Raw genomic sequence first — 26,349 nt, 5'->3', positions numbered from 1 at the left:
ATGGAGATGTTCGTCATGCACCCCACCGCCTTCATCCCGGCCAGGCCCCGGCCGCTCACCGACATCGAGTTCTGCGCCTGGATCGGTCAGGCCATGCCGGGCGACCGCCTCGAGTATCATCGCGGGTTCCTCGGCATCGATGCCACGGCGGTGATCTCGACCCTTCCGGAACCGGATCGCCGTAGGCTGGGGGCACTGGCCAGTGCTGCTCACCGCGCCTTCGAGGCTTCGCTGGTGCATCTGGTGCAGGTCCGGGTCGGCCCCGACCGCTTCGCCTATCTGGCCATCGCGCGGACCAAACCGCGCCATGCGCCGATCCCGCTTTCCCAACTCATCGCGACAGAGGAGGCCGCCTGATGCGCGCCATGCTTGCCTGGATCGGGGATTGGCTCCCGCCGTCCCTCTACTTCGCCATCGCCGGTAAACCGGCCGAGACAGTGACAACGGAGCCGCAGCCCGCGCGGCTGCCGAACCTGATGACGCGGCTCCGCCGTTCCTTTCACAGCCTCGACGACCTGCCGGATGCGATCCCCGCGCCCTGGCGCGAGGGGAACGAGACCGAACCGCTGCTGATCGAGTTGGCAACCATCGACGACATCGCCTTCGCCGTCGTAGCGGCGAATGCCGACGTGTCGGCCGCGATCCGCCGCTCCTCGGCGCTCGAACGGCTCCACCGCCTCGCCCGCGAGGCCGGGGCTCTCGGCACGGACCGCGCCGTTGACGCGGCCCTGAAGCGGGAGGGGCGCTGATGGCCGTGCCGTTCCCCACCACCGATGCGCCGACCGAGGGGCGGGCCGACAACATGCCGACGTTCGATGACCTCGACCGGCTGTCCATCGGCGAGATCGCCGACATGCCGCCCGACCTGCTTTTTGAGATGCAGGAAGCAGCAGCGGCAGAGACAGCCCGGGTGAAGCGGCTGAAGGACCGTTTCGAGGCGGCACTGGCGCAGCGCTATGGCGCGGCGACTGAGGCCGAGCGGTCTGCGCAGGGCAAGGCCTCGGGCACCGTTCGGATCGAGGATGCGGGCGTGGTGGTGATTGCCGACCTGCCGAAGAAAGTCACATGGGATCAGGACCGGCTGGCCGCGATGGCGACCCGGATCCGCGAGGCGGGCGACGATCCGACCCAGTATCTCGAGATCGCCTACCGCGTGCCGGAACGCCGTTTCGGGGCCTGGCCCGACGCCATGCGGGAAGGCTTCGCCGCCGCCCGGTCCGAGACCACCGGCAAACCCGTGTTCCGGCTCGAGACCCGAGACCGGTGACGCGCGGCGGCGGGACGCCCGAGCGGCAACGCCGGGCAGGTTCCCCTTCGGCACCCGGTCACCCCCGCCGCCGCGCCCTTTCAATCCTTCGGAGAACCCAATGGCCTTCCGCATCATCACCGCCGACGAACGCCTCTCGGCCGCCGAGAACAAGACCTCGCTCGCCATCTTCGGCCCACCGGGCGTGGGCAAGACCACGCTTCTGAAGTCACTGCCTGCCGAGGAAACCGTCTGCCTCGACCTCGAAGCCGGGATGAAATCGGTGCAGGACTGGCGCGGCGCGTCGATCCCGGTGCGCAGCTTCACCGACTTCCGCGATCTTGCCGTGCTGATCGGCGGGCCGGACCCCGCGCAGCATCCGCAGTCCTGGTACGGGACCGAACGGCATGCGTGGCTGCAGGCCCACCACCGCGACAGCGGCATCGAGGCCTTCCTTGCCGAGCGTCGCATCGTCTTCGTCGACTCGATCACCGATCTGACGCGGCAGGCGATGGCCTATGCCCGCCAGCAGCCCGAGGCCTTCTCGGACCGGACCGGCAAGCCGGATGTCCGGGGCGCCTACGGGCTTCTGGGGCGAGAGGTGATCCAGGCGCTCAAGCACCTCCAGCATGCGCGCGGCAAGACCGTGATCTTCGTCGGCGTGCTGGAAAAGGTGACCGACGACTTCGGCACCGTCACCTGGCAACCGCAGATGGAAGGCAGCAAGGCCGGGCGTGAGTTGCCGGGCATCGTGGACCAGGTCGTCTCGATGCACCTCTTCGCCCGCGATGCCGAGGGTGGCTGGGTGCTGGACGAGACCGCCACCGACCGTCGCCTTGTCTGCAAGTCGGGCAACCCGTGGGGCCTTCCCGCCAAGGACCGGTCTGGCCGCCTAGACCTGACCGAACCGCCCGATCTCGGCGCGCTGCTCGCCCGGATCGACGGCCGCGCCCCCCACCAATCCGCTTTCGCCTCCTGATCCCTGAAAGGACATGATCCCATGAGCTACGATCTGAACGACGCCCAGCCGCAGATGGCCCCCATTGGCGAACTGATCCCCGACGGCACCTTCGCCAAGGTGCGGCTGACCATTCGCCCCGGTGGCGTGAACGGCGCGACCCCGGCGGATGCGGGGCTTCTGAAGGCTTCGCAGTCCAGCGACGCCCGCATGCTCGACTGCGAGTTCACAGTCGTCGACGGCCCCCATGCCCGCCGCAAGTTCTGGCAGAGCTTCACCGTGGCGGGCGGCAAGCTGGACGAGAAAGGCCAGTCCATCGGCTGGAAGATTTCGAAATCCACCTTTCGCGCCATCGTGGACAGCGCCCTTGGCCTTGATCCCAGGGACGAAAGCCCCGCCGCCAAGGCCAAGCGGGTTCTACCCGGTCTGCGGCATCTGGAGGGCATCGTCTTCGCCGCCCGCATCATGGTGGAGCCCGCCTCCAACCCGCAGTACCGCGACCAGAACCGCATCGCCAACGTCGTTCTGCCCGACGAGCTGCACCATGCCGCCATCATGCGCGGCGAAACCGTCCCGCCCGATCCGGTCAACGCCCCGCCGCGCAAGGCCGCGAGCGTCGCGGCGCCGGGCTGGCAGGCCCCGGCACCGGCCTGGGGCGCGGCGCAACCGTCGCTTGCGGCGCCGAACTGGGGCGCGACACCGCAGCCCGCAGCGGCACCGGCGCCCGCCTGGGGGTCGCAGAACGCCCCGGCCGCTCCGCCCACGCCGCAGGCCCCGGCACCTGCCGCGCCGGGCACCCCCGCCATGCCCGCGTGGCTCAATGGCTGAGGAGCGGCGGAAGCGGCGGTCGGGTGGGTCGGTGCGATCCACCACCGCCGAGCCCGATGGGGCTGGGCCGGGCGACCGGCCCATGACCCCCGACGAATGGCAGGCGCATGTGACGCGCGCCGCCGCGCTGGAGATCGGAACATGGCTCGAGGCCCGAGGAAGACTGCACCACCCCATCGCAAGCCTTACCCTCGCCGACCTCGAGGCCATGGCGGTGAACGCCATCTCGCGCTGGATCGTGATGCAGTCGGAACGGCTTCACCAGCAGGACTGGCCACGGGACGACCCGATCGCGACGCTCTTGCTCGGGTGACGATTTGCGCCGTCTGCGCCCGGGAGGCCCGCGGCTTCGGTTACGTCCACCGGCTCCAGCACGACCGCTACCCCTATCACCGCTTCTGCTCGCTCCGCTGTCAGGACGTGGGCAGCGCAATCGCCCAAAGGAACAATGGCATGATCGACAAGACCGCCCGCGAGGCACAGGCCATCCGCGACGCCCGGGTGCTGTTCGCCGAAGCGCTGACCGACCTTGGCCTGATGGCGCCCTTCTTCAACCGCAACGCCGCCGACATCGACCGGCTGATCGAAGCGGCCGTCACCGGCTACGTGGACAGCATGCTGGCGCAAGGCGCGCGCAAGGAACGGACCGGCACGGCCCATGACGATCCGATTCCGTTTTGAGAGGGCCGTCATGATCGATCTGAACGACGAGACCGCCCCCTGGACCGACCTTCTCGCCGCCGCGACGGCGAACGCCATCACCGACTTCGAGGTCGAGTTCTGCGAGAGTCTGCGCCAGAAGCTCGAGAAATTCGGCGCGCGCGCCCGGCTGACAGAGGCCCAGCATCACAAGCTGACCTGCATCGCGCAGGCTGGCGGCTTCTGGGAACGCGACCGATGATCGATCTGAACCATGGCTCTGGCTGCAACTATGGCCAGGATGCGCCACGACCGCCGATCGCCACGGCCGTCTCATCCGCCATCGATGCGGCCCTGACGGCGCGCAATCGCGCCGAGCGCCCCCGCACCTATGTCAGTTCCTCGGGGCTGGGGCGCGACTGCCTCCGCCAGATCCAGTACGACTTTCTCGCAGTGCCCAAGGACGAGGGCCAGGAGTTCGAGCCGCGCATCCTGCGGATCTTCGAGGCTGGCCATCGGGCCGAGGACATCGTCGCGGGCTGGTTCAGGATAGCCGGGTTCGACCTGCGCACTGAACGCCCCGATGGCCGCCAGTTCGGCTTCGAGGCCATGGCGGGAAGGTTCAAGGGCCATATCGATGGCTGCTTCGTTTCGGGTCCCGTCGCGATGGAGTACCCCGCGCTTTGGGAGAACAAGGCGCTCGGGGCCTCCAGCTGGAAGGATGTGGTCAAGCGCGGCGTCAGCATCGCGCGCCCGGTCTACGGCGCCCAGATCGCCCTCTATCAGGCTTACATGGACCTGCCCAACCCGGCGCTCTTCACCGCGCTGAACCGCGACACGATGGAATTGCACGCGGAACTCGTCCCGTTCGATGCCCGCCTCGCGCAGGAGATGTCGGATCGGGCCGTCACGGTCGTGCAGGCCTCGGCGGCAGGCGAATGGTTGCCCCGGATGGCCACCGAGCCCACGGCGGTCGTCTGCCGGGGCGGCATGGCCGGCGGCAAGTGGCACGCGCCCTGCGCATGGGCGGGGCGGTGCTGGAGGGGCGGCGGTGTCTGACTTCGTCCCCTCGGCCGCGCAGGCCGCCGCCATCGCCGAAGTCCGCGACTGGTTCGAAAACCGCACCGGATCGAGCCAGGTGTTCCGGCTCTTCGGCTATGCCGGGTCGGGCAAGAGCACGGTCCTGAAGTTCGCCCTCGACGACCTTGGACTGTCACCCCATCGCAGCGCCAAGGACGGCCGTTGCGTCCCGGGCGTCGTGACCGCCACCTTCACCGGCAAGGCTGCGCTCGTGCTGACTCGCAAGGGCACGCCCGCGCGCACCATCCACAGCCTGATCTATTCGGTGATCGAAGCGACCGAGGAAGAAATCGCCGCCGCTGCCGCCAAGGTTCAGGAGGCCGAGAGCGCCGCACGCAGGCTGACCGGTTTCGACAGGACCGCGGCCGAAGCCGGGATCGAGGCGATGCGCCAGGCGCTGTCCGCGATGAAGCATCCCCGCTTTGCCCTGAACCCGCAAAGCGATGCCGCGGATGCGCGGCTGATCGTGCTGGATGAGGTGTCGATGGTGGGCGAGGAGATGGCCCGCGACCTGATGAGTTTCGGCAAGCCGATCCTCGTGCTGGGCGATCCCGGCCAGTTGCCGCCGATCAAGGGCGAAGGGGCCTTCACCCGGGACGCGCCCGACGTGATGCTGACAGAGATTCACCGCCAGGCAGCCGAAAGCGCCATCATCCGTCTCGCCACGATGGCGCGGATGGGGGAACCCATCGGGTTCGGGGTTTACGACGCCCATGTCGCCAAGCTGCGCAAAGGCGACATCACGCCGGATCAGGCGCTGCGCGGCGGGCAGTTGATCTGCGGCCTGAACGCGACGCGCTTGCAGTTGAACAACGCGATGCGCGCGGCGGCCGGTCTGGGCGGGACATATCTTCCCACCGGCGGGGCGGAAAAGATCATCTGCCTGAAGAACGACAACTCGCTCGGTCTGATCAATGGCATGTTCCTGACCCTTGAGAATATCGTCGACGAGGGAAGCCTCTACTTCTCAGCCGTGGTGCATGACGAAGACGGGCGACGTGTGACGCCATTCGACAGCGACGGCCGCCCGGGCCGGCTGCGCATCTACAAGGGGCATTTCGAGGATCACGTCGCCTACGATGCCAAGCGCCATGACCGCGACTGGCGGGAAAAGCGCAAGCTGACCGAAGCGACCTTCGGCTGGGCGATCACTGCCCACAAGGCGCAAGGATCGCAGTGGGAGAACGTGATCGTCTGGGACGATGGGCTGGGCCGCAGCGAGATCGACCGCCGCCGCTGGCTATACACTGCCATCACCCGCGCCGAGCGCGGCCTCGTCCTCCTGGCGTGAGGGCTGCGATGATCGATCTTAACGATGTCGCCACACCGAAGGCACGACACGATCTGGCCGCCGTGAAAGATCGGCTTGCTGCGACCGCAGGCGATTGGCTCCCTGGCGTCTTTCCGGAGGCGCGGCTTGCGCGCGACCGTCGCTCCTTGCGCTGTGCCGACCTTTCCGGCCGCCCGCCGCGCAAGGAAGGGTCGTGCACCATCCACCTCGACGGGCCCTATGCGGGCTGGGGCTTCGACTATGCGACCGGCGAAAGCGCCGGGCCCATCGATCTGATCGCGCAGGCGACCGGGCTGAGCGACGGCGCGCTCTTCGACGAAGCGGCGCGGATTGCCGGGATGGATCGCCCCGCACCTCGATCCTTGCCGCGTCCGAAGCCCGACCATTCAACGGAGGTTGCCAGGCTGGTCGATGGCGCGCAGCCACTCTCCGGAACCGTGGGCGAGGCATACCTGCTTGCGCGCGGCCTTACGGACCCGGGCTGCCCGGATCTGCTGTTCCACCCCGACCTGCCGGATTTCGACACGCGACGCGGGTGGCCGGGGCTGATCGCATTGCCTCGACTGGCGGACGGCACACGCGCGCCGGGCATCCACAGGACCTTCCTCATGGACGACGGCAGCGCCAAGGGCCCGGCTGGAAAGAAGATGCTGGGTTCGGTTGCCGAAGCAGCCGTGCGCCTGTTCGCCATGCCTGCGGGCGGCCACCTTAGTATTGCCGAGGGCATCGAGACTGCCCTCGCAGCGCATGCCCTGTTCGGCACCGCCGTCTGGGCGGCACTGTCCGCGGATGGCCTCGCGCGCTTTCGCTGGCCCGAGGGCACGACACGGGTCACGATCTATGCCGATGCTGGCGATGCCGGTCGTCAGGCAGCCGCCACGCTCTCGGACCGGCTGAACCAGTCCGACATTCCGAACGAGATCGTCGTCCCGCTCCTTGGCGACGACTTCAACGATGATCTGCTGCGTGGAGCGCGCGCCGAGGACTACGGCCCGCGCCAGGGGCTGCCGACCGAAGACCAGCCCGCCGCGATGGATCGCTTGCCGTCTGCTGGCGACATCATCGCTGATCTGGTGGCGGCCGCCGATGCACTGACCAACCCGCCCGATATCTCCGCCCTTGGCGAACTTCTCGGACGCATTGCCCTTGCGCGGCTGGACCCGCTGCCCGCGCGCCAGATCCTTGCCCGCATCAAGACCACGACCGGCATCGCCATGTCGATCCTCGACAAGCAGCTGGTCGAACTGGTGAAGCGCGTGAACGTCTCCGGCGATCCCCATGCGCGGATCGCCAAACCGGGCTGGTTTAACCGCCTGCGACAGGATCTCGTCGGGACGCCCGAGCGCAACGAGGCCAATGTCATCATCGCACTGACGTCCGACATCGCTTTCGCGGGCGTGCTGGCCTTCGACGACTTCTCCCAGGAGATCGTCGTGCGCCAACCGCTGCCGTGGGATGCCGCGACCGGCCCGTATCCTCGTCCGTGGGAAGACGCCGACGATGTCCGGACCGCGGAATGGCTGCAGCTGCGCGGCGTCAATGTCGCGCCGCTTGTGGTCGGTCGCGCTGTTGGTGCCGTCGCCCGCGAACACCGCATCCATCCTGTCCGCGACTGGCTGGAACACCTCCGCTGGGACGGCACGCCCCGGATAGAGACCTGGACCAGCACCTATCTCGGCTCTGCCCCGACCCCGTTCCACCATACCGTCGGCGCGCTCTGGCTCATCTCGGCCGTGGCACGCATCTTCCGCCCCGGCGTGAAGGCCGATCACATGCTGATCCTCGAAGGCCCACAAGGCGCGCGCAAATCGACCGCCATCAAGGTGCTTGCGGGCGAGGACTGGTTCACCGACGAACTGCCCGAGCTTGGGTCCAAGGATGCCGCCATCCACATGCAGGGCGTCTGGATCGTGGAAATCGCAGAGCTAGACGCCATCGGCCGGGCCGAGGTCTCGCGCATCAAGGCCTTCCTGACCCGCACTACAGACCGCTTCCGCCCGCCCTACGGTCGCTACAGTGTCGAGGTCCCGCGCCAATGCGTCTTCGCGGGCACGGTGAACCCCGACACCTATCTGCGCGACGAGACCGGCAACCGCCGCTTCTGGCCGCTGCGCTGTGGCACCATTGACATCGCGGCGCTGGCCCGCGACCGGGATCAGCTCTGGGCAGAAGCCGTCCATCGCTTCCGCGAAGGCGCGATCTGGTGGATCGACGATCCGGCGATCCTTGCCGAAGCTCGTAATGAACAGGACCGCCGCTACCAGTCCGACGCGTGGGACGACCTGATCGAACACTGGCTGACGCACGAACTCCGCACCGTCTCCGATGGCTTCCCCGACTACGGCAACTCCCGCACCGAAAGCGTGCCGCGGCCGGAGCCGCTGGCCGACGTGTCAGTCGGCGAGATCCTCGAGGAGGCCATCGGGCTCGAACCCGCCCGCTGGACCAGACGCGATCAGACGCGTGTTGCGGCGTATCTGAAGGCGAATGGCTGGAAGCGGGAACAAGTGCGCATTGGATCAGGCCGCAACGCGCCGAGAGTGTGGCGATATCGCCAACGCGTGGAAGATTAGCGCTAAGCCTCGAGCCTACCCTGCTTCGGCATACAGCGCGAAGAGGTCTGGTGTGTCGGCGTCTCGCTTTTGCGAAAGTCGCTCGCCCAAGTGGAGGCAGGGATGCTTGATCCTTGAAAGTCCTTTTCCTCCCTCGAAATGGGCGCTCCCGCCGTTGGGCATTCGCACCGTGATGACTTCGGCACCGCACATGGGGCATCGGTGACGAAGGCTCCGACGCTTCTTCTCGTCTGGCGAATGCTGCAACACCCAGCTTGCACGGACTTCAGTGGTCCTGCCGTCCGGCAGCCGCCGCGGATGTGAGCGTCTTGGGATCCAGCGGTGACCCATCAGACAAGCCCTCTTTCTTCCACACTACTCCCGGAGATCCCTTTTCTGACATAGAAGCCGTTGGGGATCGCCTCCTGGACGAGCGGCACATGCGAAATCAGACCAACGGCACGGTTCTGTCGGACGATGGAGTTGAGGACCTGGAGTACCTGGTCGAGCGTGCCGGACCCGTTTTCGGTGTCGAGGCTTCCAAACCCTTCGTCGATGAAAATCGTGTCAAGCCGCACCTTGCCGCTCGCACTTTCGACCACGTCGGCAAGACCGAGTGCGAGAGCGAGCGCGGCAATGAACGCCTCGCCACCTGAGAGGGTGCTCGTGGCGCGCGATTTCCCGGTGTGAAGATCGAACACCTGGATGCCAAGCCCGCGGCTACCGCGTCCGGCCCCTTCGAGATCTCGCTCGAGTCTGTAGCGGCCGGAGGTCATGGGCGCGAGCCGCAAGTTAGCCGCTTCCAGCACTTGGTCGAACATCGCGCCGATTGCGAATGTCTCCAACGTCAGTCTTTGCGAGTTCTGCCCGTTTACCACAGCTGCCAGTTCGCGCAGCGGGCCGGATGCAGCTTCAGCTTCGTCAAGCTTGCGCAGGGTCTCCTCCAACCCCGTTCTCAGTTTATCCAGATGATCGACACGGCTCTGGGCGGCGACGCGCTCTTCTATCGCCCTGCCGAGTGCCTCGGCATGGGTCTGGTGCGTTTCCCGTAGTGCTTCGAGATCAGGCCGGGACATCCCTTGGATCGCAGAGGCGGCATCTGTGGCTGCATCGGACGCACTCTTGTGCTCGCGCCGGTAGGTCTCGACGGCTTCCCTATCCTCATCGAGCGTTTCGATGGCCGGCTTGAGAGACTGAAACGCCTCTGCTGTGAGGCCAGCGCCAGCCAGTCTTGTTCGGAAGACCTCCGCCGCCTTCTGATGGCGCGTCTTGCTGTCCGCGAGCGCCTTGTCCGCGCTTTCGAGATCCTTGACCGCGCCGAGTGCTTTTTCGCGAGCGGAGTGCAGCGCCTTGTCCGCCGCGGTCCGCGCCGCCTGAAGCGACCCCAGCGACCCGTTCACCTTCTCAAGTGTGGCCGCGAGCGCCGGCACATCGCGGAGGTTCTCCGGCACCTCTGCGAGCCTGCCATCGCGCGCCGCTTTGGCCTCAGTTGCCTTGTTCCGCCGCTCATCGAAGCAGTCCCGCAACTCATCGCGTTTCCGCTCCAATTCCTCGATCTGCAGTTCCAGTTCCTCGATCCCGGTCTCCGCGGCAAGAATGTCGACCCGAGGCCCAAGCGCTGCGAGTGCGTCTTCTTCACGACCGATCTGTGCCGCGATGACGGCTGCACGCTCCTCTGGCGGTTCAAGGGTGGACAAGCGTTTCTGTCGCTCCTCGAGCGTCGCTTGCACTCCGACCAGTGCTTCGCCAGCTTGCCGGGCTTCGCGATCGGCGGCCAGCCATGCTTCTCGTGACTCTCGGAATGCCTTGTCCAGGCCGGCACTACCGATTTCGCCAGTCGCCGGCGCAGGATGTTCGGTTGCGCCGCAGACCGGACATGGCGACCCTGCTTCCAGTCTCGTCGCAAGGTGCAGCGCCTGTGCGGCCGCGAGATTTCTTTCGGCCGTCTCATAATCATCTCGCGTCTTCTCGGCCTTTCCGACCGCAGCTTCCGACTTCCGCAGTTGTTCTTCGACAGCGGCCTGAGCCGTTGCAACATCCTGCAAGGCGCCCTCGTAGGACTTGGCGGCCAGATGTCGTTTGTCGAGCTCTGCGCGCCGGCCCGCGATCTCGGCGCGCTTCGCCTCCGTTTCGCGTGCAGCTTTCAGCTCGGCGCTTTTCGTGATGCGCTTTTCCTGGAGCTTGGTCAGTTGTGCCTTTGCCGCCTGAAAAGCGTTGTCGGCGTCCAGCTGCTCTTTCAGCGCGACGTCGACCGCCTGATTGCTATCGGCTGCTGCCTCGAGGATTCGACCATACCGCTCCAGTTCATCGCTTCTCCGGCGCAGGGTTTCGACCTCATCGGCACGGTCTTCCTCACGCCGGAGCGCCTCTGCCGCCTTTTCTGCTTGTTTCGCGGCGATTTCGGCGGCCTTGTCTGCCTCTTCGCGCTTGGTATCGGCTTCACCAACCTCGCGTTCGGCATCCCTCACACGTTCCTCGACATCGATCAGACCGCGCGCGCGCTCGGCTTGTCGGACCTGCTCGGCAAGCGCGTCGATATCGTCCTTTCGCGCCTCAATTGCGCGAAGCCGCTCCCTCATCTTTTCGGCCGCCGCGAACTTTTCCTCGATGGCCTCCGCCTGGTGCAACGCCCTCTCGGCAACTTCCGCCGTCGCCTTCTTGGTTTCTTCGATCGCGCGAAGTTCCGCACACCCCGCAGTTGCGTTTTCGATGCCCGCGATCAGTGCATCGGTGCTCTCGAATCCTTCTGCCGCGAGCTGCCTGGCACAGAGCGCACGTTCATCCCGCACCTGCCGTTCAGCCTCATCGGCTGCGGACTTGAGATCGGCCATGAGCTTCTCGTACAGCGAGACATCGAAGAGTTCTCGCAGGATTTCGAGACGCTCTTTCGTCTTGGCCGAAAGGAACTTCTCGAAGCGCCCTTGCGGAAGAAGGACGATTTGCCGGAACTGCTCAGAGCCGTATCCGAGCATCTCCATGACAGTCGCGTCGACGTCGCGCACCTTCTTCTCGGCTACGATCTTGCCCCGTGCCGCATCTGTAATTGCGTCGAGCGACATTCCGGTCGCATCGAACAGATAGGCTTCGTGCGCGCTACGGGTCTCGCCCTCACCGCGCGCCTTGGGTCGCATCTGGTCGGGTCGGCGAAGCACGACATATCGCCGCTCACCAATGTCGAATACGAACTCTGCCTCAGTCATTACATCTGGATCGGCGTGATCCGAGCGCAGCGACGGAGCGTCTTGCTCCGCCTTGGCCGCTTCTCCAAAGAGCGCAAAGGTCATTGCGCTGAAGATGGTCGATTTGCCTGACCCCGTCTGTCCGTATATGCCGAAGAGGCCCGCCTTGACGGCATCCCGGAAGTCGATGACGACCCGGCCAGGATAGGGACCAAACGCCTGAAGCGTGAGCCGAACCGGTCTCATTGCACATCCTCCGTCTCACGCAGGCGACCAAGGGCCGATGCTACGACAGCCAGTTCTTTTTCCGAGGTCCGGTCTTCGCGCACATGCTCGAGGAAGTCGCCAATGACCTCGACAGGGCTCGCAACCGCTGGAGCGCGCCCCGCCAGCGATTTGACTTCTGGCGCGCGTTCGTTCCGCTCGTAGACAAGTTCACAAGCGTTCGGGAACACGTCGCGGATGCGCTTCATTCCATCGATCACGGGCGTATCGTCGGTAAGCACGAACTTGATGAAATCGTCAGATCGGTCAGCAAGAAGAAGCTCTGCGTGTCGTCCCCTCAAAACGCGCACTCGACGAATGGGCTCGAAGGAAATAGTCTCTACCGTCGTTCGGCCGACCGCATCGATCTCGACGAGGCTCATCGACTTCTGGCAGTCAGATTCATCAAATCCGAAAGCCAGTGGCGATCCCGAATACCGGATATGAGGTACACCGACCGATTGCGGCCGGTGCAGATGCCCGAGCGCCACATAATGAGCACCATCGAACACGGATGAACTGACCGTCTCGACGCCCCCCATTCGAGTGAGAGGCCGCTCACTTTCGCTGCTCGCCGCCCCGGCCACAAAAGCATGCGAAACGATGACCCATCGCGCGCCATCGGGAATGTTGCGCCGACTGCAAGCCACCTGAGCCGCGAGAACGTCCTCGGGGGTGTGGAGAGCTTCATCGGCGAAGCATTCGCGAGCGGCATATTCATAAGCGAAGGGCAACCCTGTGAACGCCACGGGTCCGTATGCGTCACTGAGGACCAGAGGCTTCTCGTCTGCACTGATGGCTCCGCGTATCAACGCGCGCCGTGTGTCGGTCATGATCGCCATGGATGCGATTCGATCGCCAGAGTCGTGATTGCCGGCGATCATCACCACGGCTGCCTCAGTCTCCGAGGCCACGCGCGCCAGGAACCCATTGAACTGGCGCACAGCAGACGTCGGCGGGGCAGCCCGATCGAATATATCTCCCGCAATAACAAGGACATCAATGCCGTTCGACGTGATCGCCGAAACGATCTGATCGAGAACTGCGCCGTGGTCGGCATCGAGAGGGATCCCGTTCAACTGACGCCCGAGATGAAGGTCGGCGGTATGGAGAATCCTCATTGCCCTAGTCCGTATAGTTTTTGATCGTATAATTTCTAGATGGACATTTCGTCAGGAGTCAAGGTAGGGATGCACGCATGACGCTCGACGACCTCAAGCATGCTCAGAGAGAGCGCCTGATCTTTCTGGACCGCTGCCTGACTTGGCGGGGCATGGCGAACCGCAGGGATCTGATCGAGCGCTTCGGCATCTCGACCGCGCAGGCGGCGCTGGACTTCCGTGTCTACCTAGGTCTCGCGCGCAGCACGCCGCCCATCTACGATCCGGTGCGAAAGACCTACATCGCCGCGACCGAGCACGAGCCCTTAGCACCATCCGGCCTGACCGAAGCCTTCGATATCTTGGCGAGCGGCGATGAAAGCATGCCTTCGGCCGCGTTGCCCCGACCAGAAAGGAAGGCAGATCGGAGGACCATCGCGCTTCTTCATCAAGCAATCAGGTCGGGGAAAGCCGTCCACGTCCGATACACATCCATCTCGTCCGGCGCCGACGATGAGCAGTGGATTGCGCCGACCCGCTTCACGTCGGACGGTGAAAGCGTTCACGTGCGTGCCCACAGCTTCAAGCACGGCGAATATCGTAACTACCTCCCGATCCGCATCGATCCTGACAGCTCGTTCGAGGAGAAGCTCCTGGCTGAGCCACTTCCGGAGGACGTGGATTGGAACACTCGGGCAATCATCTGGCTGCGCCCGAAGTCGGGGCTTTCGGATCGACAAGCCAGCGTGGTCCGAAGCGAATTTGGCTTTGAGGGAGAGTTTCTGCGCGTTGAAACGCGGAAGGCTCTGGAGTTTTTCTTCAATCGGCGATGGGGACTGGATACGAAGGGCGCGCGACTTGAGCGGGCGAAAACTGAATACGAGCCGATCGCGCCAGCATGGCCGAACGACAATTGAGACCGCGGCAGGTCGTTACCTTTGAGCGGCTCGTGTCACCAACCGCCAGTATCACCAACCGTGACACCATCCCAACGCGAAAATCGGTGACACGAGAAACGCCGCGATTTCAATGGTGTCACCAACGTTGCCGAGTGTCACCAACCGGTTTTCTACCTTCAAGTGAGGACCGACATAACGGGTGGCGGCCATATCTTCTCTGCGAGGGAAATGATATGGGGCGTTGGTGACACCAAGAATGGTGACAAGGTCCGGTAATATATTGAAAAATATCGGAAAGGTCGTGTCACCAATCCGAAAAGGATTTCACATCATCGGTGACATCGCTTGAACAGAGACAGCTGATGCCGGTTCCGGACCGGCTTGTTTCTCTGGGCCTTCCTCAGTATCTTGTGAAAGACCGAAGCCGAAGGCCCACAGCTTGTGAGCCTTCACGATGAACACAACGATCCTCGCGCAGGACGACCGCCCCGAGCCGGACGCGATCAACCGGTCCTGCGTCCTCGCCCTCGATCTCGGCACCACGACCGGCTGGGCGATCCGCGCTCATGACGCCCCGATCACCAGCGGCACCGTCTCGCTGCGTCCCGGCCGTTTCGACGGAGGTGGAATGCGCTACCTGCGCTTCTCCAACTGGCTGACCGAGATCGACCGACTGTCCGGTCCAATCGCAGCCATCTGGTTCGAGGAAGTTCGCCGCCATGTCGGTACAGACGCTGCCCACGTGTATGGCGGTCTGATGGCCACCCTCACTGCATGGGCCGAACTGCGCGGCATTCCTTATCAGGGCGTTCCGGTCGGCACGATCAAGCGCCATGCCACCGGGAAGGGAAACGCCGACAAGGATGCAATGGTCGCCGCAGCGCGGGCCCGGGGGTTTAGTCCAGCTGATGACAATGAAGCTGATGCCATCGCAATTCTGCACTGGGCCATCGAGACGAACGGGGGCGTCGCATGAGGTGGCATCCCAAGGGCTACGGCGGCCAACGCCGGGATCCCGAGCAAGTCAAGCGGGAGGGGTGGCAGGAACAGGGGTTGCTGGCGATTTCTGTCGAAGAACCCCGCCTCACCTGGCCCGAACGCGAACTGGTGCGTCAGCTGGGCGAAAAGCTGTATGGGCCGCTCGTGGCCGAACGGGAGGCCGCGAATGGCTGACTGGACGCCCACCATGGTCGAGGACCGGCTCGAGAGTGCTGCCGACGTGTTCCGGTCGCTGCCCGAGGTGAAGCCTCAGGGCTATTTCAATGCCTGGCCCGAGTACTTCCACAGCTTCGCCGATCAGGTCGGCCAGGAGCCTCGGATGCGCCGACCCAAGCCCGGCCCACGTGAGATCACGCAGGCCGAGGATGCTCTCCTCTGGCTGCGCTGGCTCGATCCCGGCGACGCGCGCCTGCTCTGGCTGCGGGCGAACCGCAAGCAGTGGAAGCCGATCTGCTGGGAGTTGGGCATCAGCCGCGCCACCGCGAACCGGCGCTGGCAGTACGGCATCGCGGTCATAGTCTGGCGGATGAACGGGAGGCGAGTAACCGGGAAGCGGTCGATGGAGTTCGTGGTGGCCCGCGCGACTCAGTGAGCGTGTCAAGGCTCGGCAGGCGCGTGAGACAATTTCCGGCGAGACACCAGACAGCGAGACGGATCGCCTTTCTGAAGCTATCCATGGCGATATGCTCGGGGTCGTGCGCTCGGGCGAAGCGGGGCTGATCCCGAGGGGGATACCCCCGCAGGCCTCCAGAGTCCGGTCGGGGTCCAGCGCCGGCGAGTTGGCGGTTCCTTCCGGGCGAAATTCCTATGCTGGCGGGCGAAGCGCGGCACATCGCTAGCGACAGGGCCGGATTTTTGGGAAGCCACCCCCTCGGGAAGCCACCCGAAAACGGCTGAGATAGCACAATAAAACAGGCACTTGGCTGGTGGACTCCGGGGTGGATACCGCCGGGCTCCTGCAGCCGGTGAAATCCGGTGTGGATTCCACATCCGGGGTCCACCCCCGAAGCCAGCCTATCCTTCAACAGGACGCCCCATATGACCCTGAGCTTCGCCCCGGAGCGCATCGAGCAATGGCCGCTCGCGCGCTTGCAGCCCTATGCCCGCAATGCGAAGGCGCATGGCGCGGATCAGGTCGCGAAGATCGCCGCCAGCATGGCAGAGTTTGGCTGGACCGTGCCCTGCCTCGTGGCCGAGGATGGCGAACTGATCGCAGGCCATGGGCGGGTTCTGGCGGCAACCCAGCTGGGGCTGACCGAGGCGCCGGTGATCGTACTCGGGCATCTGACCGAAGCGCAGCGCCGGGCGTACCGCATCGCGGACAACAAGCTGACGGAACTGGGGACCTGGGATGAGGCGCTGCTGTCGGCGGAACTGAACGACCTGTTGGCCGAGGATTTCGACCTGTCGCTGGTTGGCTTCTCGGATGGCGAGTTGGACAAGCTGCTGGCTTTCGTGCCGGAGGGGGACGGGGAAGAAGGTGGCGCCGGGGGCTCCGTGCCGCCGGTGACCATCCCCGAACCGCCGCGCAATCCGGCCTCGCGGACAGGTGATCTCTGGATCCTCGGCGATCACCGATTGCTGTGCGGCGACAGTACCAGCCACGAGGACGTCCGCCGCCTGATGAATGGCGAGCGCGCGATCCTGTTCGCCACTGACCCGCCGTATCTGGTGGATTACGATGGCTCGAACCATCCGACGCGGAACAAGGACTGGTCGCAGTCCTACGGCGTCACCTGGGACGACAGTTCGCAGGGGGCGGAACTCTACGACGGCTTTATCGCCGCCGCGGTCGCCGAGGCGATCACCGAAGACGCCGCCTGGTACTGCTGGCACGCGTCGCGCCGCCAGGCGATGCTCGAGGCCTGTTGGGAGAAGGCCGGCGCCTTTGTCCACCAGCAGATCATCTGGGTGAAGGAGCGAGGGGTGCTGACCCGGTCTCACTACCTCTGGAAGCACGAGCCCTGTTTCATGGGCTGGCGGCGCCCGAACCGGCCGCCGAAAGTCGCCGAGCAAACGCTGCCCTCAACATGGGAAATGCCGTCCTTCGCGAAGGACGAGCGCCCGGATCACCCGACGCCGAAGCCGCTCGACGCCTTCGGCATCCCGATGCGCCAGCACGTCGCCCGTGGCGGGCTCTGCTACGAGCCGTTCTCGGGCTCGGGCTCGCAGATCATGGCGGGCGAAGCCAACGGCCGCCGCGTCTTCGCGATGGAAATCAGCCCGGCCTATGTCGACGTCGCCGTGGAGCGGTGGGAGGCCGAGGCCGGCCGCGACGCGATCCTCGACGGTGATGGCCGGACCTTCGCGCAAGTGAGGACCGAGCGGCTGGGCGACGATGCCGAAGCCCCCGCCGACGCCACGGCAAAGGACGCCGCCCTTGAACCCGCGCGCAAGCGCAAGACCGCCGCGTGACATGCATGACCTGGCTTTACCTTCCTCCGGACGCGCTTCCGGAGTCGGAGACGCATGCCTCTTCGGCCTCTCCCTCTGTTCCGGCGCGGGCGGGCTCGACCTCGGGCTTGCCATCGCCATCCCCGGATATCGTGCTGTGGGCCATGTCGAACGGGAGACCTTCGCCGCAGCCGCTCTCGTGGCGCGGATGGAGGACGCGTCCCTGGATCAGGCTGTTGTCTGGGACGACGTTGGAACCTTCGACGGCCGCCCGTGGCGCGGCGCGGTGGACATCGTCACTGCGGGCTATCCGTGCCAGCCGTTCTCTGTCGCGGGCAAGCGCCGGGGCGCGGACGACCCGCGCCACCTCTGGCCTCATGTCGCCCGCGTCATCGGCGAGGTCCGGCCGCCCTTCGTGTTCCTCGAGAACGTCGCCCATCATCTCCGCCTCGGCTTCCCCGAAGTCGCCGCAGGACTGGTCGGCATGGGCTACCGCCTTGCGGCAGGCCTCTTCACGGCGGCGGAAGTCGGCGCGCCTCACAAGCGCGAGCGGCTCTTCATCCTCGCCATCCGCGAGGGGGACGAGCTGGCCGACCCCGCGCGCCTGCTCTGGCACCCGGTCGAGTGGCGGGAACCGGACGGAACTGCTTCGGCTGTGGCCGACGCCGAGGGCCAGCGCCAACGAGAACCGGCAGACGAAGCCGACGCCGTCGCAGACAGCGGGCCAGCACGGCATGAACCTCGCGACGACAGCCGCCATGTGGCCGACGCCGATGGCGAACGACGGCTGCAAGCCGAGCGCGGGCAACCGGCGGTCGGCCGACCTTACCCATTCGGCGGGGATGTGGATGACGCCGACGGCGCGCGACCACAAGGACGGGGCGACGACATTGGCGAATACGCCGGTGAACGGCCTGCTTGGCCGCCAGGTCCTGGTGACGCCGATGGCTGGGCACGATACCTCCGATGCGCGCCGGACCTTGAACCCGCTGTTCGTCGAGGCGCTGATGGGCTGGCCCACCGGGTGGACCGGCTTCGGCTCTGTGGCAACGGAGTGGTCCCGCTGGTTGCGGCGCATGCGCTGCGAACTCTGGCGGCTGAACTGCTGGCCGATGGATGAGGTGGTGGCATGAAGCAATCCCGCTTCATGTCTCTGGTCGAGTCCGTCGCCAACGTGATCGTCGGCTACGGCGTCGCGGTCATGACGCAGATCCTGATCTTCCCGATCTTCGGCCTGCACACGACGCTGGCGCAGAACCTGAAGATAGGCGCGGTCTTCACCGTGGTCAGCATCGCGCGGTCCTACCTACTGCGACGGCTGTTTGAAGGGATCAGGGTTGCCAATCGCTCCGGCGACCGTGGCGGACATGCAGAACCCGCACAGACCCGTCGATGACGGCATAGTAGATCCGCCAGCGCGTTGCCTTTCCATAGAGCGCGCGGCGGATCGGTAGATCGAATTCACGCGACTCCGGGGCAATCGGATGAGCTTCCGGCATCGTGCCAAGGGCGAGGATGGTGTCGCGGACGCCCGCCAACCATTCGTCCGCCGCCCTCGGGTTGCGATCACGCAGGTAGTTCCATGATGTTGTCAGATCTTCCGCCGCGTTCGGCGTGATGATCACCGGCAGAGGCGTGGTCATTTGGTCTGTGCGAGGCCGTCAAAGAACTGGCCCGCTTCAATGCCTTCACCAGCACGGGCCTGCGTCAGACCCTTGCGGATCCCGGCGACGGTTTCGGCATAGTCGAGTTGGTCCTGCATCTCCTGCCACGCGGCAGCATCCATCACGACGACGGAAGGCTTGCCGTTCACGGTCAGGATCTGCGGCCGTCCGGTTTCTTTTATCTGCGCAATCAGACGCGCCGAATCCCGCTTGAACTCGGTCAGCGGGCTGATGTCCTTGGTAATGTTCATGGCTGGCCTCCTGACGCGCATCGAATTAGGTGCGAATATAGTGCAGATTTCGATGCGCGTCGAGGTCTTCGGTGTCTACTTCAGGGTGTAGACCCGCCCGCGCCCTTCGACTTTCTCCGAGGTCACTCCAAGCCCGAGCTTCTTTTTGAGCGCCCCGGCCATGGCACCCCTGATCGTGTGTGCAGCCCAATCGAGGGCGACCATTATCTCTTCGATGCTCGCGCCCTCCGGCGCGCGCAGCATGGCGATCAGGGTTGCCTGCTTGGTCCCCTCACGCGGCGTGCGCGCCTTGGGCCTGACGTCTGGGTCGCTGGGGGTCTCGGGCGCAGGCTCCTCGCTCGGCGCGTCCGTCGCGGCCTCAGGCGCGGGGTTCGCGTCTTCGGGCTCGATGCCGATGGCGGCGAGTCCTGCGTCGGTGGCGACCAGCGTGACGCCGTGGCCATCTCCGGTCTCGCGCCACATGGGCTCGCCCCTGCGCAGGTCGGCGTCGACCTCCTGCAGGAGGCCCTTGGCGATCATCGCGCCGACCACCTTGGCGGCGGCGCCCCCCCGCAGGCTCTCGGGCAGCGGCAGGGCGATGCGCTCGGGACGTTGGGCAGCGGCGCTCAGGATCGGGGCTTGGGTATCGGAAAGCTTGGTCATCGTCGTCTCCCGTATCGGGGCGCGCGTGATGCGGGCCCTTCTACGAGGTCGAGCCCGCCAGTCGGCGGGCGGGACCGGGGACGGATCGTTTCACTCGGCGTGTTCGCCTTCGTGGAAGGCCATGTCGGTGATCTCGCGCAGCTTGGCGCGGTAGTGGTTCAGGGCGCCGACATGGCCCCAATTGATCTCGTCGGGATGGGTCTCGAAGTGGTCGGCGCTGAGGGCGGCGAGGCGTTCCAGCATCGCGTCGATCTCGGCCTTGGCGGCGATGAAGGCGTCGAGGGCTTTCTCGTTGGTGGTGGCGCGGCGGGTCATTCTGGTGGCTCCGTGGTGAGTTGCATCGTCCTTCTGACGACACGTTCCCTCTGTCCGCGACGCTTATCAACTCGATAAGCACATGAAAATGAATGATAATCGGAGCCGTCGATGCAGGGCATGAGCGAGCGCCAGTACGCCGCGCATGTCGGGCTGTCGCGCGGCGCGATCCAGAAGGCAAAGACCGCCGAACGGCTCGTCCTCTATCCAGACGGCAGCATCAACGCGGCCGCCAGCGACGCGAGGCGGGCGGAGACAACCGACCCGTCGAAGACGCGCAAGCCACCCCAACCGAAGCTGAAGCCGGTGCCAGAAGCTGCCGTCATAGCTGTCGGCGACACGCTCCGCGAACAGGGGCTGGCGGTCCCGGCGGTCGGCGGCGGCACGACCTTCCTGCAGGCGAAGACGGCGAACGAAGTGCTGAAGGCGCAGGAGCGGCGTATCCGGCTCCAGAAGCTGAAGGGGGAGTTGATCGAGCGGGCCCGCGCGCTGTCGCTGGTGTTTCGCCTCGCGCGGGAGGTGCGGGATGCTTGGGTGAACTGGCCTGCACGCGCGGCGGCGCTGATGGCGGCCGATCTGGGCGTCGAGCCAGCCGCGATGCAGAAGGTCCTGGAAAAACATGTCCGTGCCCACCTCGACGAGCTTGCCGAGGTCCGGCCCGACTTCCGGTGATGATGAGAGCCTGACCGACTTCGACGGCGCGGCGGAGATCCTGCGCACCTGGGGCAACGGGCTGCGACCCGATCCGGATCTGACCGTCTCGGAATGGGCGGACCGGCACCGGGTGCTGTCGGGCCGCGCCTCGGCAGAACCGGGGCGCTATCGCACCGCGCGCACGCCCTACATGCGCGAGATCATGGACCGGCTATCGCCCGGCGATCCCACGCAGCGGATCGTGTTCATGAAGGCCGCGCAGGTCGGCGCGACCGAGGCCGGGAACAACTGGATCGGGTTCGCCATCCACCAGGCACCGGGCCCGATGCTGGCGGTCCAGCCGACCGTGGAACTGGCCAAGCGCAATTCGCGGCAGCGGATCGATCCGCTGATCGACGAAAGCCCCGAGCTGCGGGAGCGGGTCAAGCCGGCCCGGTCCCGCGACGCGGGCAACACGATGCTGTCGAAGGAGTTCGCGGGCGGCATCCTGATCATGACCGGGGCGAATTCGGCGGTCGGGCTGCGGTCTACCCCGGCGCGCTACATCTTCCTCGACGAGGTCGATGCCTATCCGGCTTCGGCCGACGAGGAAGGCGATCCGGTCACGCTGGCTGAGGCGCGCTCACTGACCTTCGCCCACCGGCGCAAGGTGTTCCTGGTCTCGACGCCCACCATCCGGGGATTGAGCCGGATCGAGCGCGAGTACGAGGCCAGCGATCAGCGGCGGTACTTCGTGCCGTGCCCGCATTGCAGCCACGCGCAGTGGCTGAAGTTCGACCGGCTGCGATGGCAGAAGGGCCGCCCGGAGACGGCTGAATATCACTGCGAGGGCTGCGAGCAGCCCATCGCGGAACACTACAAGACGGCGATGCTGGAGGGCGGCGCATGGCGGGCGACCGCCACGGCCGCCGATCCGACCACGGTCGGATATCACCTCTCGGCGCTTTACTCGCCGATCGGCTGGCTGAGCTGGGAGCGGATCGTGCGGGCATGGGACGCGTCACAGGGGTCGGACGAGGCGATCAAGGCGTTCCGCAATACCATCCTCGGCGAGACCTGGGTCGAGACCGGGGAAGCCCCGGACTGGCAGCGGCTCTACGACCGGCGCGAGCGCTGGACATCCGGCACGGTGCCTGCGGGCGGGCTGTTCCTGACGGCCGGGGCCGATGTGCAGAAGGACCGGATCGAGGTCGATGTCTGGGCCTGGGGGCGTGGGCTGGAAAGCTGGCTGGTCGATCACGTCGTGATCGAGGGCGGGCCGGACCGGCATGGCGCCTGGTCGGAACTGACCGCGCTGCTGGATCGGTCCTGGCCTCACGAACGCGGCGCGCACCTGCGCATCGCACGGCTTGCCATCGACACCGGCTACGAGGCCCCGGCGGTCTACTCCTGGTCGCGGGCGCAAGGGTTTGCGCAGGTGTCGCCGGTCAAGGGCGTCGAGGGGTTCAACCGCGCAAGCCCGGTGTCGGGCCCGACCTTTGTCGATGCGACCGAAGGCGGCAAACGCCTGCGGCGCGGGGCGCGGCTCTGGACCGTGGCGGTGTCGACCTTCAAAGCCGAGACCTACCGCTTCCTGCGGCTGGAGAGACCGACGACCGAGGAACGCGCCGAGGGCACGACCTTCCCGCCTGGCACGATCCACCTGCCGACATGGGTGGATAGCGAATGGCTGAAGCAGGTCGTGGCCGAACAGCTGGTGACGGTTCGCACAAAGCGGGGCTTCGCCAAGCTCGAATGGCAGAAGCTGCGCGAGCGCAACGAGGCGCTGGACTGCCGGGTCTACGCCCGCGCCGCTGCCTGGATCGCGGGCGCGGATCGCTGGCCGGAGGCCCGGTGGCAGGATCTGGAACGGCAGTTCCCGGACCGGGACGCAATTCGGGCCGAGAGCGGACCAACGCCAGCGCGTATTCCAGGGACTCCACAGGGGCCTCGGCGCAGGACGGTGCGCTCGACCTATATGGGCTGACCTTCGGAACTACTGCTGTCGCAGCACGCGGCTGCGGGCGAAGGCCTCGAGGGAAACCTTGCGCCGGCTGGCAAGATCGCGCACGCGCGCCGCGATCTCGGGTTCGCCAAAGTCCACCGGGTTGAAGGGGCCGCCATACCAGCGGACCATGTCCTTGTGCTGCGGATGGCGGCGGTTTGCGATGGCCTCGACGAACTCCATGAAGCCGGGTGGACCACCCACATCCTCGGGCGGCGCGGTGCGCTCGCCCGCGACGAACAGCGGATAATCTGTGCCGGGATCGGCCGCGCCGACGTGTTCGACAAGGACGCGGTGCTGCCAGTCGTCCCCGAAATCGTAGGTGTAGAGGAACTCGGTCACGCCGCGATCGATCAGCGTGCCGAGGCGCATGCCCTTGGCCTGATAGATCTTGCGGCCCCACACTGCGTCCTCTGGATCGGGTTCGCCATAGACCCTGTCGCCGACCCGGAAATCATAGAGATGGTAGTTCTCCCACGGCATCACCGCCTGGATGATTTCGTGCAGGGCGCGGAGGTTGGTGGTCAGGCTGACCTCGAGCTCACGCCAGATGCAGGGCTCGAGATGCAGCAGTTCGATGCGAAGGCGGGCAATCCGGTCGGTCATGGCGGGCCTGGTCAGGACGGGTTGCGAGCAGGATAGAGGTGGGCCGTCATGGCGACAATCACGGACCTCCGCTCCCGTCGCGAGGCGTTGGCCGCACAGCGTGCCTCGGGCGTGGCCCGTGTCAGCTATGACGGAAAGACAGTGGATTACCGTACCGTGGCGGAGATCGACCGGGCCCTCGAGGCGCTGGATCGCGAAATCGCTTCAGCCGAAGGGCGGCGGATCGTGCGGCAAGTGCGCGTCATCACGGAAAAGGGGCTCTGAGCATGGGGCTGTTCGACAGGTTCCGCGGCGGGTCCATTCCCGGCCGGGCCAGCGGCAGCCCTGCAGCCGTGCGCGCTCGGCTCGAAGGGGCCATGGCGCGGCGACGGCTCAAGGGCTGGAATCCACCGCTCGAGAATATCAATGCGCTGGTGGCCGCCGGCGGTCCGCGCCTTCTGGCCCGTGCCCGTGAACTGGTTGTCACCAACGGGTATGCGGCAAACGCCTGCGAGGCCTTTGCGGCAAACCTGGTCGGCGACGGGATCAAGCCGTCCTCGTTGATCGAGGATGCGGGCCTTCGCGATCGGGTCCAGAAGCTCTGGCTGGCATGGACGGACGAGGCCGACGCGGACGGGCTGACTGACTTCTACGGACTGCAGGCCATGGTCGCGCGCGAAATGTTCGTGGCGGGCGAGTGCTTCGTGCGTCTGCGTCCCCGACGCGTCGAAGACGGGCTGATGGTGCCGCTGCAATTGCAACTCCTGCAGTCCGAGATGCTGCCCTTCGAGAAGACCGAGACAGCCGCCAACGGCAACCGCATCCGGTGCGGGATCGAGTTCGACGGGATCGGGCGGCGCGTGGCCTATCACTTCCGCCGCCGCCATCCGGGTGACAGCACGGACCAGCGGGTGGCAGTGCCCGACACGGTCCGCGTGCCGGCCGGGGACGTGCTGCACATCTACCGGCCCATCGATGCGGGCCAGATCCGAGGCCTGCCGTATGTGGCACCTGCCATGGTGCGGCTGTTCCTGCTCGACCAGTACGATGATGCGGAACTCGACCGGAAGAAGACCGCGGCGATGTTCGCGGGCTTCATCACCAAGACCGCGCCGGAAGAGCCGATGATGGGCGAAGGCGCCGCCGACCCCGAGGGTGCCGCGATTGCCAGCCTCGAGCCCGGCACGATGCAGGTTCTGCTGCCCGGAGAGGACGTGAAGTTCTCGAGCCCGGCCGATGTGGGCGGGGGCTACGAGGCGTTCCAGTACCGCACGCTGCTCGCCGTCTCGGCCTCGCTCGGTCTGCCCTATCACCTGGTCACCGGCGATGTACGGCAGGCGAACTACTCGAGCCTCAGGGCCGAACTGGTCGAGTTCCGTCGCCGCATCGGCCAGCTGCAACATTGCGTGATTGTCCACCAGTTCTGCCGTCCGATCTGGGCGCGCTGGATGGAAACCGCGGCGCTGTCGGGCGCGCTCGATCTGCCCGAGTTCGCTGCCACACCCGGCCGATTCCGCGCAGCACAATGGATCCCGCCGCGCTGGGACTGGGTCGATCCTTTGAAGGATATCCAGGCACAGGTCCTCGCCATGGAGGCGGGCATCACCTCGCGGCGCAAGGTGGTCGAGGCCACCGGCTACGACGTCGAGGAGGTCGACCGCGAGAACGCGGCTGATGCCAAGCGGTCGGCCGATCTGGGCCTCCGCTACCGGACAAGCCCCGGCGAGACGCAAGGCGCGCGGGCAACGCCTTCAAGGCGACCCGACCCGGAAACCGATGGATCTGACGCGGCCGCGCAATCCGAACAGGAGTGACAGGATGAAGAACTGGTACACGATCCGCGCCCGCGGCACCGGGGCGGAAGTGCTGATCTATGACGAGATCGGCGCCTATGGCGTCAGTGCCAAGGGCTTTCTCGCGGAACTCGGCGCACTGCCGGACGGGGTGCCCATCGATCTGCGCCTCAACAGTCCGGGCGGCTCGGTCTTCGACGCGGTGGCAATCTACAATGCCCTCCACCGGCATGACGGAACGATCACCGTCTGGATCGACGGCGTGGCCGCCTCGGCCGCCTCCTATGTGGCCATGGCGGGTGACGAGATCGTCATGCCCGAGAATGCCTTTCTGATGATCCACGACCCTTCGGGGCTGGTCATGGGCACCGCCACCGACATGCGCGAGATGGCAGACACCATGGACAAGATCGCGGACGGCATGATCCGTGGCTATGCGACCCGGTCCGGACGCACCGAAGAGGAGATCGCGGCGCTGATGGCGGCCGAGACCTGGTTCGATGCGGAAGCGGCCCTCGAGGCGGGGCTTGCCACCCGCATGATCGAGCCAGTGCGGATTGCAGCCAGCTTTGACATCGGGCGGTTCCGCAACGCGCCACCCGCACTTGCGGAAGCCATCGCTGATCCGGCTTCCGAGAGCAATCAGGACGTCAATGAAGCCGCCGGAGACGTCACAGGCGGCGAGATCTGCGACGAGGCTCTCGCGATCCAAGGTGAACCCGAGCCTGAGCCGGGCACACCGCCAAGTCCAGACCCTGTGGTGACAGGCATCGATCCAACCGCCATCCGGCGTGACGCCATCGCCCATGCCCGTGCCGTGGTAGACCTCTGTCGCCTTGCGGGACAGCCGCAGATGGCCGGGCGCTTCCTCGAAGAGGACGCCAACCTCGATGCGGTGCGCGCGAGCCTTCTTGCCGCGAGGGCGGAGGCGGAGGCGCAGATCAGCCCCCATCACCCGCAACCCGGGCCCACTCCCACCGCCCGTCCCTGGGGCGACGTGATCGCCCGCACCTTCAAGCTGAAAGGATGATC

The 26,349-nt window shown here is 66.0% G+C and carries 30 protein-coding genes and 1 pseudogene; 24 read left to right on the top strand and 7 right to left on the bottom strand.

Annotated features, from left to right (window positions below; translation table 11 throughout):
* The 11 genes from L0V05_RS16595 to L0V05_RS16545 all read left to right on the top strand — a co-directional run bounded on the left by L0V05_RS16595 (position 1) and on the right by L0V05_RS16545 (position 8,615).
* A complete protein-coding gene (locus L0V05_RS16595) occupies positions 1-357 on the top strand; it encodes a hypothetical protein (protein WP_234872446.1) in 357 nt (118 codons plus the stop codon).
* Positions 357-749, top strand: coding sequence for a hypothetical protein (locus L0V05_RS16590; protein WP_234872445.1), 393 nt, complete (start codon positions 357-359; stop codon positions 747-749). Before L0V05_RS16595 ends, L0V05_RS16590 begins: the two co-directional genes overlap by 1 nt.
* On the top strand, positions 749-1,267 hold the full coding sequence (locus L0V05_RS16585) for a hypothetical protein (RefSeq protein WP_234872443.1): 519 nt from the start codon (positions 749-751) through the stop codon (positions 1,265-1,267). Before L0V05_RS16590 ends, L0V05_RS16585 begins: the two co-directional genes overlap by 1 nt.
* A 100-nt stretch (positions 1,268-1,367) precedes the next feature.
* Positions 1,368-2,225, top strand: a complete 858-nt coding sequence (locus L0V05_RS16580; RefSeq protein ID WP_234872441.1) for an ATP-binding protein — start codon at positions 1,368-1,370, stop codon at positions 2,223-2,225.
* Between the two features lie 21 nt (positions 2,226-2,246).
* On the top strand, positions 2,247-3,032 hold the full coding sequence (locus tag L0V05_RS16575) for a hypothetical protein (protein WP_234872944.1): 786 nt from the start codon (positions 2,247-2,249) through the stop codon (positions 3,030-3,032).
* 31 nt (positions 3,033-3,063) lie between these two features.
* Positions 3,064-3,345, top strand: a complete 282-nt coding sequence (locus tag L0V05_RS16570; RefSeq protein ID WP_234872439.1) for a hypothetical protein — start codon at positions 3,064-3,066, stop codon at positions 3,343-3,345.
* Positions 3,346-3,485: 140 nt separating this feature from the next.
* Entirely contained in the window at positions 3,486-3,713 is a 228-nt protein-coding gene (locus L0V05_RS16565) for a DUF6511 domain-containing protein (protein ID WP_234872437.1), read from the top strand.
* Positions 3,714-3,723: 10 nt separating this feature from the next.
* Positions 3,724-3,933, top strand: coding sequence for a hypothetical protein (locus L0V05_RS16560; protein ID WP_234872435.1), 210 nt, complete (start codon positions 3,724-3,726; stop codon positions 3,931-3,933).
* Positions 3,930-4,730 (top strand): hypothetical protein, encoded by an 801-nt coding sequence (locus tag L0V05_RS16555; RefSeq protein WP_234872433.1) that lies wholly within the window; start codon positions 3,930-3,932, stop codon positions 4,728-4,730. The genes L0V05_RS16560 and L0V05_RS16555 overlap by 4 nt, the downstream gene beginning before the upstream one ends.
* A complete protein-coding gene (locus tag L0V05_RS20680; RefSeq protein WP_234872431.1) occupies positions 4,723-6,042 on the top strand; it encodes an ATP-dependent DNA helicase in 1,320 nt (439 codons plus the stop codon). Before L0V05_RS16555 ends, L0V05_RS20680 begins: the two co-directional genes overlap by 8 nt.
* A gap of 8 nt (positions 6,043-6,050) precedes the next feature.
* Entirely contained in the window at positions 6,051-8,615 is a 2,565-nt protein-coding gene (locus L0V05_RS16545) for a VapE domain-containing protein (protein WP_234872429.1), read from the top strand.
* 329 nt (positions 8,616-8,944) lie between these two features.
* Here L0V05_RS16545 and L0V05_RS16540 read toward each other — a convergent pair whose 3' ends face one another.
* Both L0V05_RS16540 and L0V05_RS16535 read right to left on the bottom strand, forming a co-directional pair.
* Positions 8,945-12,019 (bottom strand): AAA family ATPase, encoded by a 3,075-nt coding sequence (locus tag L0V05_RS16540; protein ID WP_234872427.1) that lies wholly within the window; start codon positions 12,017-12,019, stop codon positions 8,945-8,947.
* Complete coding sequence (locus L0V05_RS16535; RefSeq protein ID WP_234872425.1) at positions 12,016-13,158, bottom strand: exonuclease SbcCD subunit D; 1,143 nt, start codon at positions 13,156-13,158, stop codon at positions 12,016-12,018. The genes L0V05_RS16540 and L0V05_RS16535 overlap by 4 nt, the downstream gene beginning before the upstream one ends.
* A gap of 77 nt (positions 13,159-13,235) precedes the next feature.
* Here L0V05_RS16535 and L0V05_RS16530 point away from each other — a divergent pair, with 77 nt between their 5' ends.
* The 8 genes and pseudogenes from L0V05_RS16530 to L0V05_RS16495 all read left to right on the top strand — a co-directional run bounded on the left by L0V05_RS16530 (position 13,236) and on the right by L0V05_RS16495 (position 18,825).
* Positions 13,236-14,054 carry a BrxR family transcriptional regulator gene (locus tag L0V05_RS16530; RefSeq protein WP_234872424.1) on the top strand — a complete coding sequence of 273 codons (819 nt, stop codon included), beginning with the start codon at positions 13,236-13,238 and terminating at the stop codon, positions 14,052-14,054.
* A 436-nt stretch (positions 14,055-14,490) separates the two neighbouring features.
* The gene (locus L0V05_RS16525; protein WP_234872422.1) at positions 14,491-15,012 is read left to right on the top strand and encodes a crossover junction endodeoxyribonuclease RuvC; all 522 of its coding nucleotides are present in this window, start codon (positions 14,491-14,493) and stop codon (positions 15,010-15,012) included.
* Positions 15,009-15,209, top strand: a complete 201-nt coding sequence (locus L0V05_RS16520) for a hypothetical protein (protein ID WP_234872420.1) — start codon at positions 15,009-15,011, stop codon at positions 15,207-15,209. Before L0V05_RS16525 ends, L0V05_RS16520 begins: the two co-directional genes overlap by 4 nt.
* Positions 15,202-15,627: a DUF6362 family protein gene (locus tag L0V05_RS16515; RefSeq protein ID WP_234872418.1), complete on the top strand. Its 426-nt coding sequence runs from the start codon at positions 15,202-15,204 to the stop codon at positions 15,625-15,627. The genes L0V05_RS16520 and L0V05_RS16515 overlap by 8 nt, the downstream gene beginning before the upstream one ends.
* A gap of 446 nt (positions 15,628-16,073) precedes the next feature.
* Positions 16,074-17,450: a site-specific DNA-methyltransferase gene (locus L0V05_RS16510; protein ID WP_234872416.1), complete on the top strand. Its 1,377-nt coding sequence runs from the start codon at positions 16,074-16,076 to the stop codon at positions 17,448-17,450.
* A pseudogene (locus tag L0V05_RS16505) lies at positions 17,374-17,961 on the top strand (DNA cytosine methyltransferase); the annotation flags it as partial. The gene L0V05_RS16510 and the pseudogene L0V05_RS16505, both read left to right, overlap by 77 nt.
* A gap of 202 nt (positions 17,962-18,163) precedes the next feature.
* Positions 18,164-18,562, top strand: coding sequence for a hypothetical protein (locus L0V05_RS16500; RefSeq protein WP_234872943.1), 399 nt, complete (start codon positions 18,164-18,166; stop codon positions 18,560-18,562).
* Positions 18,559-18,825, top strand: coding sequence for a DUF7220 family protein (locus tag L0V05_RS16495; RefSeq protein WP_234872414.1), 267 nt, complete (start codon positions 18,559-18,561; stop codon positions 18,823-18,825). Before L0V05_RS16500 ends, L0V05_RS16495 begins: the two co-directional genes overlap by 4 nt.
* Here L0V05_RS16495 and L0V05_RS16490 read toward each other — a convergent pair.
* The 4 genes from L0V05_RS16490 to L0V05_RS16475 form a co-directional block, all read right to left on the bottom strand.
* The gene (locus L0V05_RS16490; RefSeq protein WP_234872411.1) at positions 18,761-19,072 is read right to left on the bottom strand and encodes a type II toxin-antitoxin system RelE/ParE family toxin; all 312 of its coding nucleotides are present in this window, start codon (positions 19,070-19,072) and stop codon (positions 18,761-18,763) included. The genes L0V05_RS16495 and L0V05_RS16490 overlap by 65 nt on opposite strands.
* Positions 19,069-19,344 carry a type II toxin-antitoxin system Phd/YefM family antitoxin gene (locus L0V05_RS16485; RefSeq protein ID WP_234872409.1) on the bottom strand — a complete coding sequence of 92 codons (276 nt, stop codon included), beginning with the start codon at positions 19,342-19,344 and terminating at the stop codon, positions 19,069-19,071. The genes L0V05_RS16490 and L0V05_RS16485 overlap by 4 nt, the downstream gene beginning before the upstream one ends.
* A gap of 75 nt (positions 19,345-19,419) precedes the next feature.
* The gene (locus tag L0V05_RS16480) at positions 19,420-19,986 is read right to left on the bottom strand and encodes a DUF3489 domain-containing protein (protein WP_234872407.1); all 567 of its coding nucleotides are present in this window, start codon (positions 19,984-19,986) and stop codon (positions 19,420-19,422) included.
* A 90-nt stretch (positions 19,987-20,076) separates the two neighbouring features.
* Complete coding sequence (locus tag L0V05_RS16475; RefSeq protein WP_234872404.1) at positions 20,077-20,301, bottom strand: hypothetical protein; 225 nt, start codon at positions 20,299-20,301, stop codon at positions 20,077-20,079.
* 111 nt (positions 20,302-20,412) lie between these two features.
* On the opposite strand from L0V05_RS16475, the gene L0V05_RS16470 reads away from it, so the two are divergent.
* Entirely contained in the window at positions 20,413-20,973 is a 561-nt protein-coding gene (locus tag L0V05_RS16470) for a hypothetical protein (RefSeq protein ID WP_234872402.1), read from the top strand.
* On the top strand, positions 20,921-22,921 hold the full coding sequence (locus L0V05_RS16465; protein ID WP_234872400.1) for a phage terminase large subunit family protein: 2,001 nt from the start codon (positions 20,921-20,923) through the stop codon (positions 22,919-22,921). The genes L0V05_RS16470 and L0V05_RS16465 overlap by 53 nt, the downstream gene beginning before the upstream one ends.
* A 9-nt stretch (positions 22,922-22,930) precedes the next feature.
* On the opposite strand, the gene L0V05_RS16460 is transcribed toward L0V05_RS16465, so the two are convergent.
* Complete coding sequence (locus L0V05_RS16460; protein ID WP_234872398.1) at positions 22,931-23,545, bottom strand: plasmid pRiA4b ORF-3 family protein; 615 nt, start codon at positions 23,543-23,545, stop codon at positions 22,931-22,933.
* A gap of 48 nt (positions 23,546-23,593) precedes the next feature.
* On the opposite strand from L0V05_RS16460, the gene L0V05_RS16455 reads away from it, so the two are divergent.
* From L0V05_RS16455 to L0V05_RS16445, 3 genes are read left to right on the top strand one after another with little or no spacing between them, the layout of a single operon-like run.
* The gene (locus L0V05_RS16455) at positions 23,594-23,809 is read left to right on the top strand and encodes a phage head-tail joining protein (RefSeq protein ID WP_234872396.1); all 216 of its coding nucleotides are present in this window, start codon (positions 23,594-23,596) and stop codon (positions 23,807-23,809) included.
* Positions 23,810-23,811: 2 nt separating this feature from the next.
* The gene (locus tag L0V05_RS16450) at positions 23,812-25,338 is read left to right on the top strand and encodes a phage portal protein (RefSeq protein ID WP_234872394.1); all 1,527 of its coding nucleotides are present in this window, start codon (positions 23,812-23,814) and stop codon (positions 25,336-25,338) included.
* A gap of 4 nt (positions 25,339-25,342) precedes the next feature.
* Entirely contained in the window at positions 25,343-26,347 is a 1,005-nt protein-coding gene (locus L0V05_RS16445) for a head maturation protease, ClpP-related (protein ID WP_234872392.1), read from the top strand.
* The last annotated feature ends 2 nt before the right edge of the window (positions 26,348-26,349 follow it).

This window comes from Alitabrizicola rongguiensis, assembly GCF_021491355.1.
Classification (GTDB): Bacteria; Pseudomonadota; Alphaproteobacteria; order Rhodobacterales; family Rhodobacteraceae; genus Aliitabrizicola; species Aliitabrizicola rongguiensis.
The sequence above is the reverse complement of the archived record's forward strand: the minus strand, read 5'-3'. Positions and strand labels throughout refer to the sequence as shown.

What these genes read in the sequence shown, in the direction of transcription:
- L0V05_RS16555 (WP_234872433.1), top strand. Translation starts at nt 3,930, where the DNA reads ATGATCGATCTGAACCATGGCTCTGGCTGCAACTATGGCCAGGATGCG.
- L0V05_RS16515 (WP_234872418.1), top strand. Translation starts at nt 15,202, where the DNA reads ATGGCTGACTGGACGCCCACCATGGTCGAGGACCGGCTCGAGAGTGCT.
- L0V05_RS16535 (WP_234872425.1), bottom strand. Translation starts at nt 13,158, where the DNA reads ATGAGGATTCTCCATACCGCCGACCTTCATCTCGGGCGTCAGTTGAAC.
- L0V05_RS16480 (WP_234872407.1), bottom strand. Translation starts at nt 19,986, where the DNA reads ATGACCAAGCTTTCCGATACCCAAGCCCCGATCCTGAGCGCCGCTGCC.
- L0V05_RS16450 (WP_234872394.1), top strand. Translation starts at nt 23,812, where the DNA reads ATGGGGCTGTTCGACAGGTTCCGCGGCGGGTCCATTCCCGGCCGGGCC.
- L0V05_RS16540 (WP_234872427.1), bottom strand. Translation starts at nt 12,019, where the DNA reads ATGAGACCGGTTCGGCTCACGCTTCAGGCGTTTGGTCCCTATCCTGGC.
- L0V05_RS16545 (WP_234872429.1), top strand. Translation starts at nt 6,051, where the DNA reads ATGATCGATCTTAACGATGTCGCCACACCGAAGGCACGACACGATCTG.
- L0V05_RS16565 (WP_234872437.1), top strand. Translation starts at nt 3,486, where the DNA reads ATGATCGACAAGACCGCCCGCGAGGCACAGGCCATCCGCGACGCCCGG.
- L0V05_RS16500 (WP_234872943.1), top strand. Translation starts at nt 18,164, where the DNA reads ATGAACCTCGCGACGACAGCCGCCATGTGGCCGACGCCGATGGCGAAC.
- L0V05_RS16595 (WP_234872446.1), top strand. Translation starts at nt 1, where the DNA reads ATGGAGATGTTCGTCATGCACCCCACCGCCTTCATCCCGGCCAGGCCC.
- L0V05_RS16590 (WP_234872445.1), top strand. Translation starts at nt 357, where the DNA reads ATGCGCGCCATGCTTGCCTGGATCGGGGATTGGCTCCCGCCGTCCCTC.
- L0V05_RS16520 (WP_234872420.1), top strand. Translation starts at nt 15,009, where the DNA reads ATGAGGTGGCATCCCAAGGGCTACGGCGGCCAACGCCGGGATCCCGAG.
- L0V05_RS16585 (WP_234872443.1), top strand. Translation starts at nt 749, where the DNA reads ATGGCCGTGCCGTTCCCCACCACCGATGCGCCGACCGAGGGGCGGGCC.
- L0V05_RS16510 (WP_234872416.1), top strand. Translation starts at nt 16,074, where the DNA reads ATGACCCTGAGCTTCGCCCCGGAGCGCATCGAGCAATGGCCGCTCGCG.
- L0V05_RS16470 (WP_234872402.1), top strand. Translation starts at nt 20,413, where the DNA reads ATGCAGGGCATGAGCGAGCGCCAGTACGCCGCGCATGTCGGGCTGTCG.
- L0V05_RS16485 (WP_234872409.1), bottom strand. Translation starts at nt 19,344, where the DNA reads ATGAACATTACCAAGGACATCAGCCCGCTGACCGAGTTCAAGCGGGAT.
- L0V05_RS16495 (WP_234872414.1), top strand. Translation starts at nt 18,559, where the DNA reads ATGAAGCAATCCCGCTTCATGTCTCTGGTCGAGTCCGTCGCCAACGTG.
- L0V05_RS16575 (WP_234872944.1), top strand. Translation starts at nt 2,247, where the DNA reads ATGAGCTACGATCTGAACGACGCCCAGCCGCAGATGGCCCCCATTGGC.
- L0V05_RS16530 (WP_234872424.1), top strand. Translation starts at nt 13,236, where the DNA reads ATGACGCTCGACGACCTCAAGCATGCTCAGAGAGAGCGCCTGATCTTT.
- L0V05_RS16580 (WP_234872441.1), top strand. Translation starts at nt 1,368, where the DNA reads ATGGCCTTCCGCATCATCACCGCCGACGAACGCCTCTCGGCCGCCGAG.
- L0V05_RS16455 (WP_234872396.1), top strand. Translation starts at nt 23,594, where the DNA reads ATGGCGACAATCACGGACCTCCGCTCCCGTCGCGAGGCGTTGGCCGCA.
- L0V05_RS16445 (WP_234872392.1), top strand. Translation starts at nt 25,343, where the DNA reads ATGAAGAACTGGTACACGATCCGCGCCCGCGGCACCGGGGCGGAAGTG.
- L0V05_RS16460 (WP_234872398.1), bottom strand. Translation starts at nt 23,545, where the DNA reads ATGACCGACCGGATTGCCCGCCTTCGCATCGAACTGCTGCATCTCGAG.
- L0V05_RS16490 (WP_234872411.1), bottom strand. Translation starts at nt 19,072, where the DNA reads ATGACCACGCCTCTGCCGGTGATCATCACGCCGAACGCGGCGGAAGAT.
- L0V05_RS16475 (WP_234872404.1), bottom strand. Translation starts at nt 20,301, where the DNA reads ATGACCCGCCGCGCCACCACCAACGAGAAAGCCCTCGACGCCTTCATC.
- L0V05_RS16525 (WP_234872422.1), top strand. Translation starts at nt 14,491, where the DNA reads ATGAACACAACGATCCTCGCGCAGGACGACCGCCCCGAGCCGGACGCG.
- L0V05_RS16465 (WP_234872400.1), top strand. Translation starts at nt 20,921, where the DNA reads ATGTCCGTGCCCACCTCGACGAGCTTGCCGAGGTCCGGCCCGACTTCC.
- L0V05_RS16560 (WP_234872435.1), top strand. Translation starts at nt 3,724, where the DNA reads ATGATCGATCTGAACGACGAGACCGCCCCCTGGACCGACCTTCTCGCC.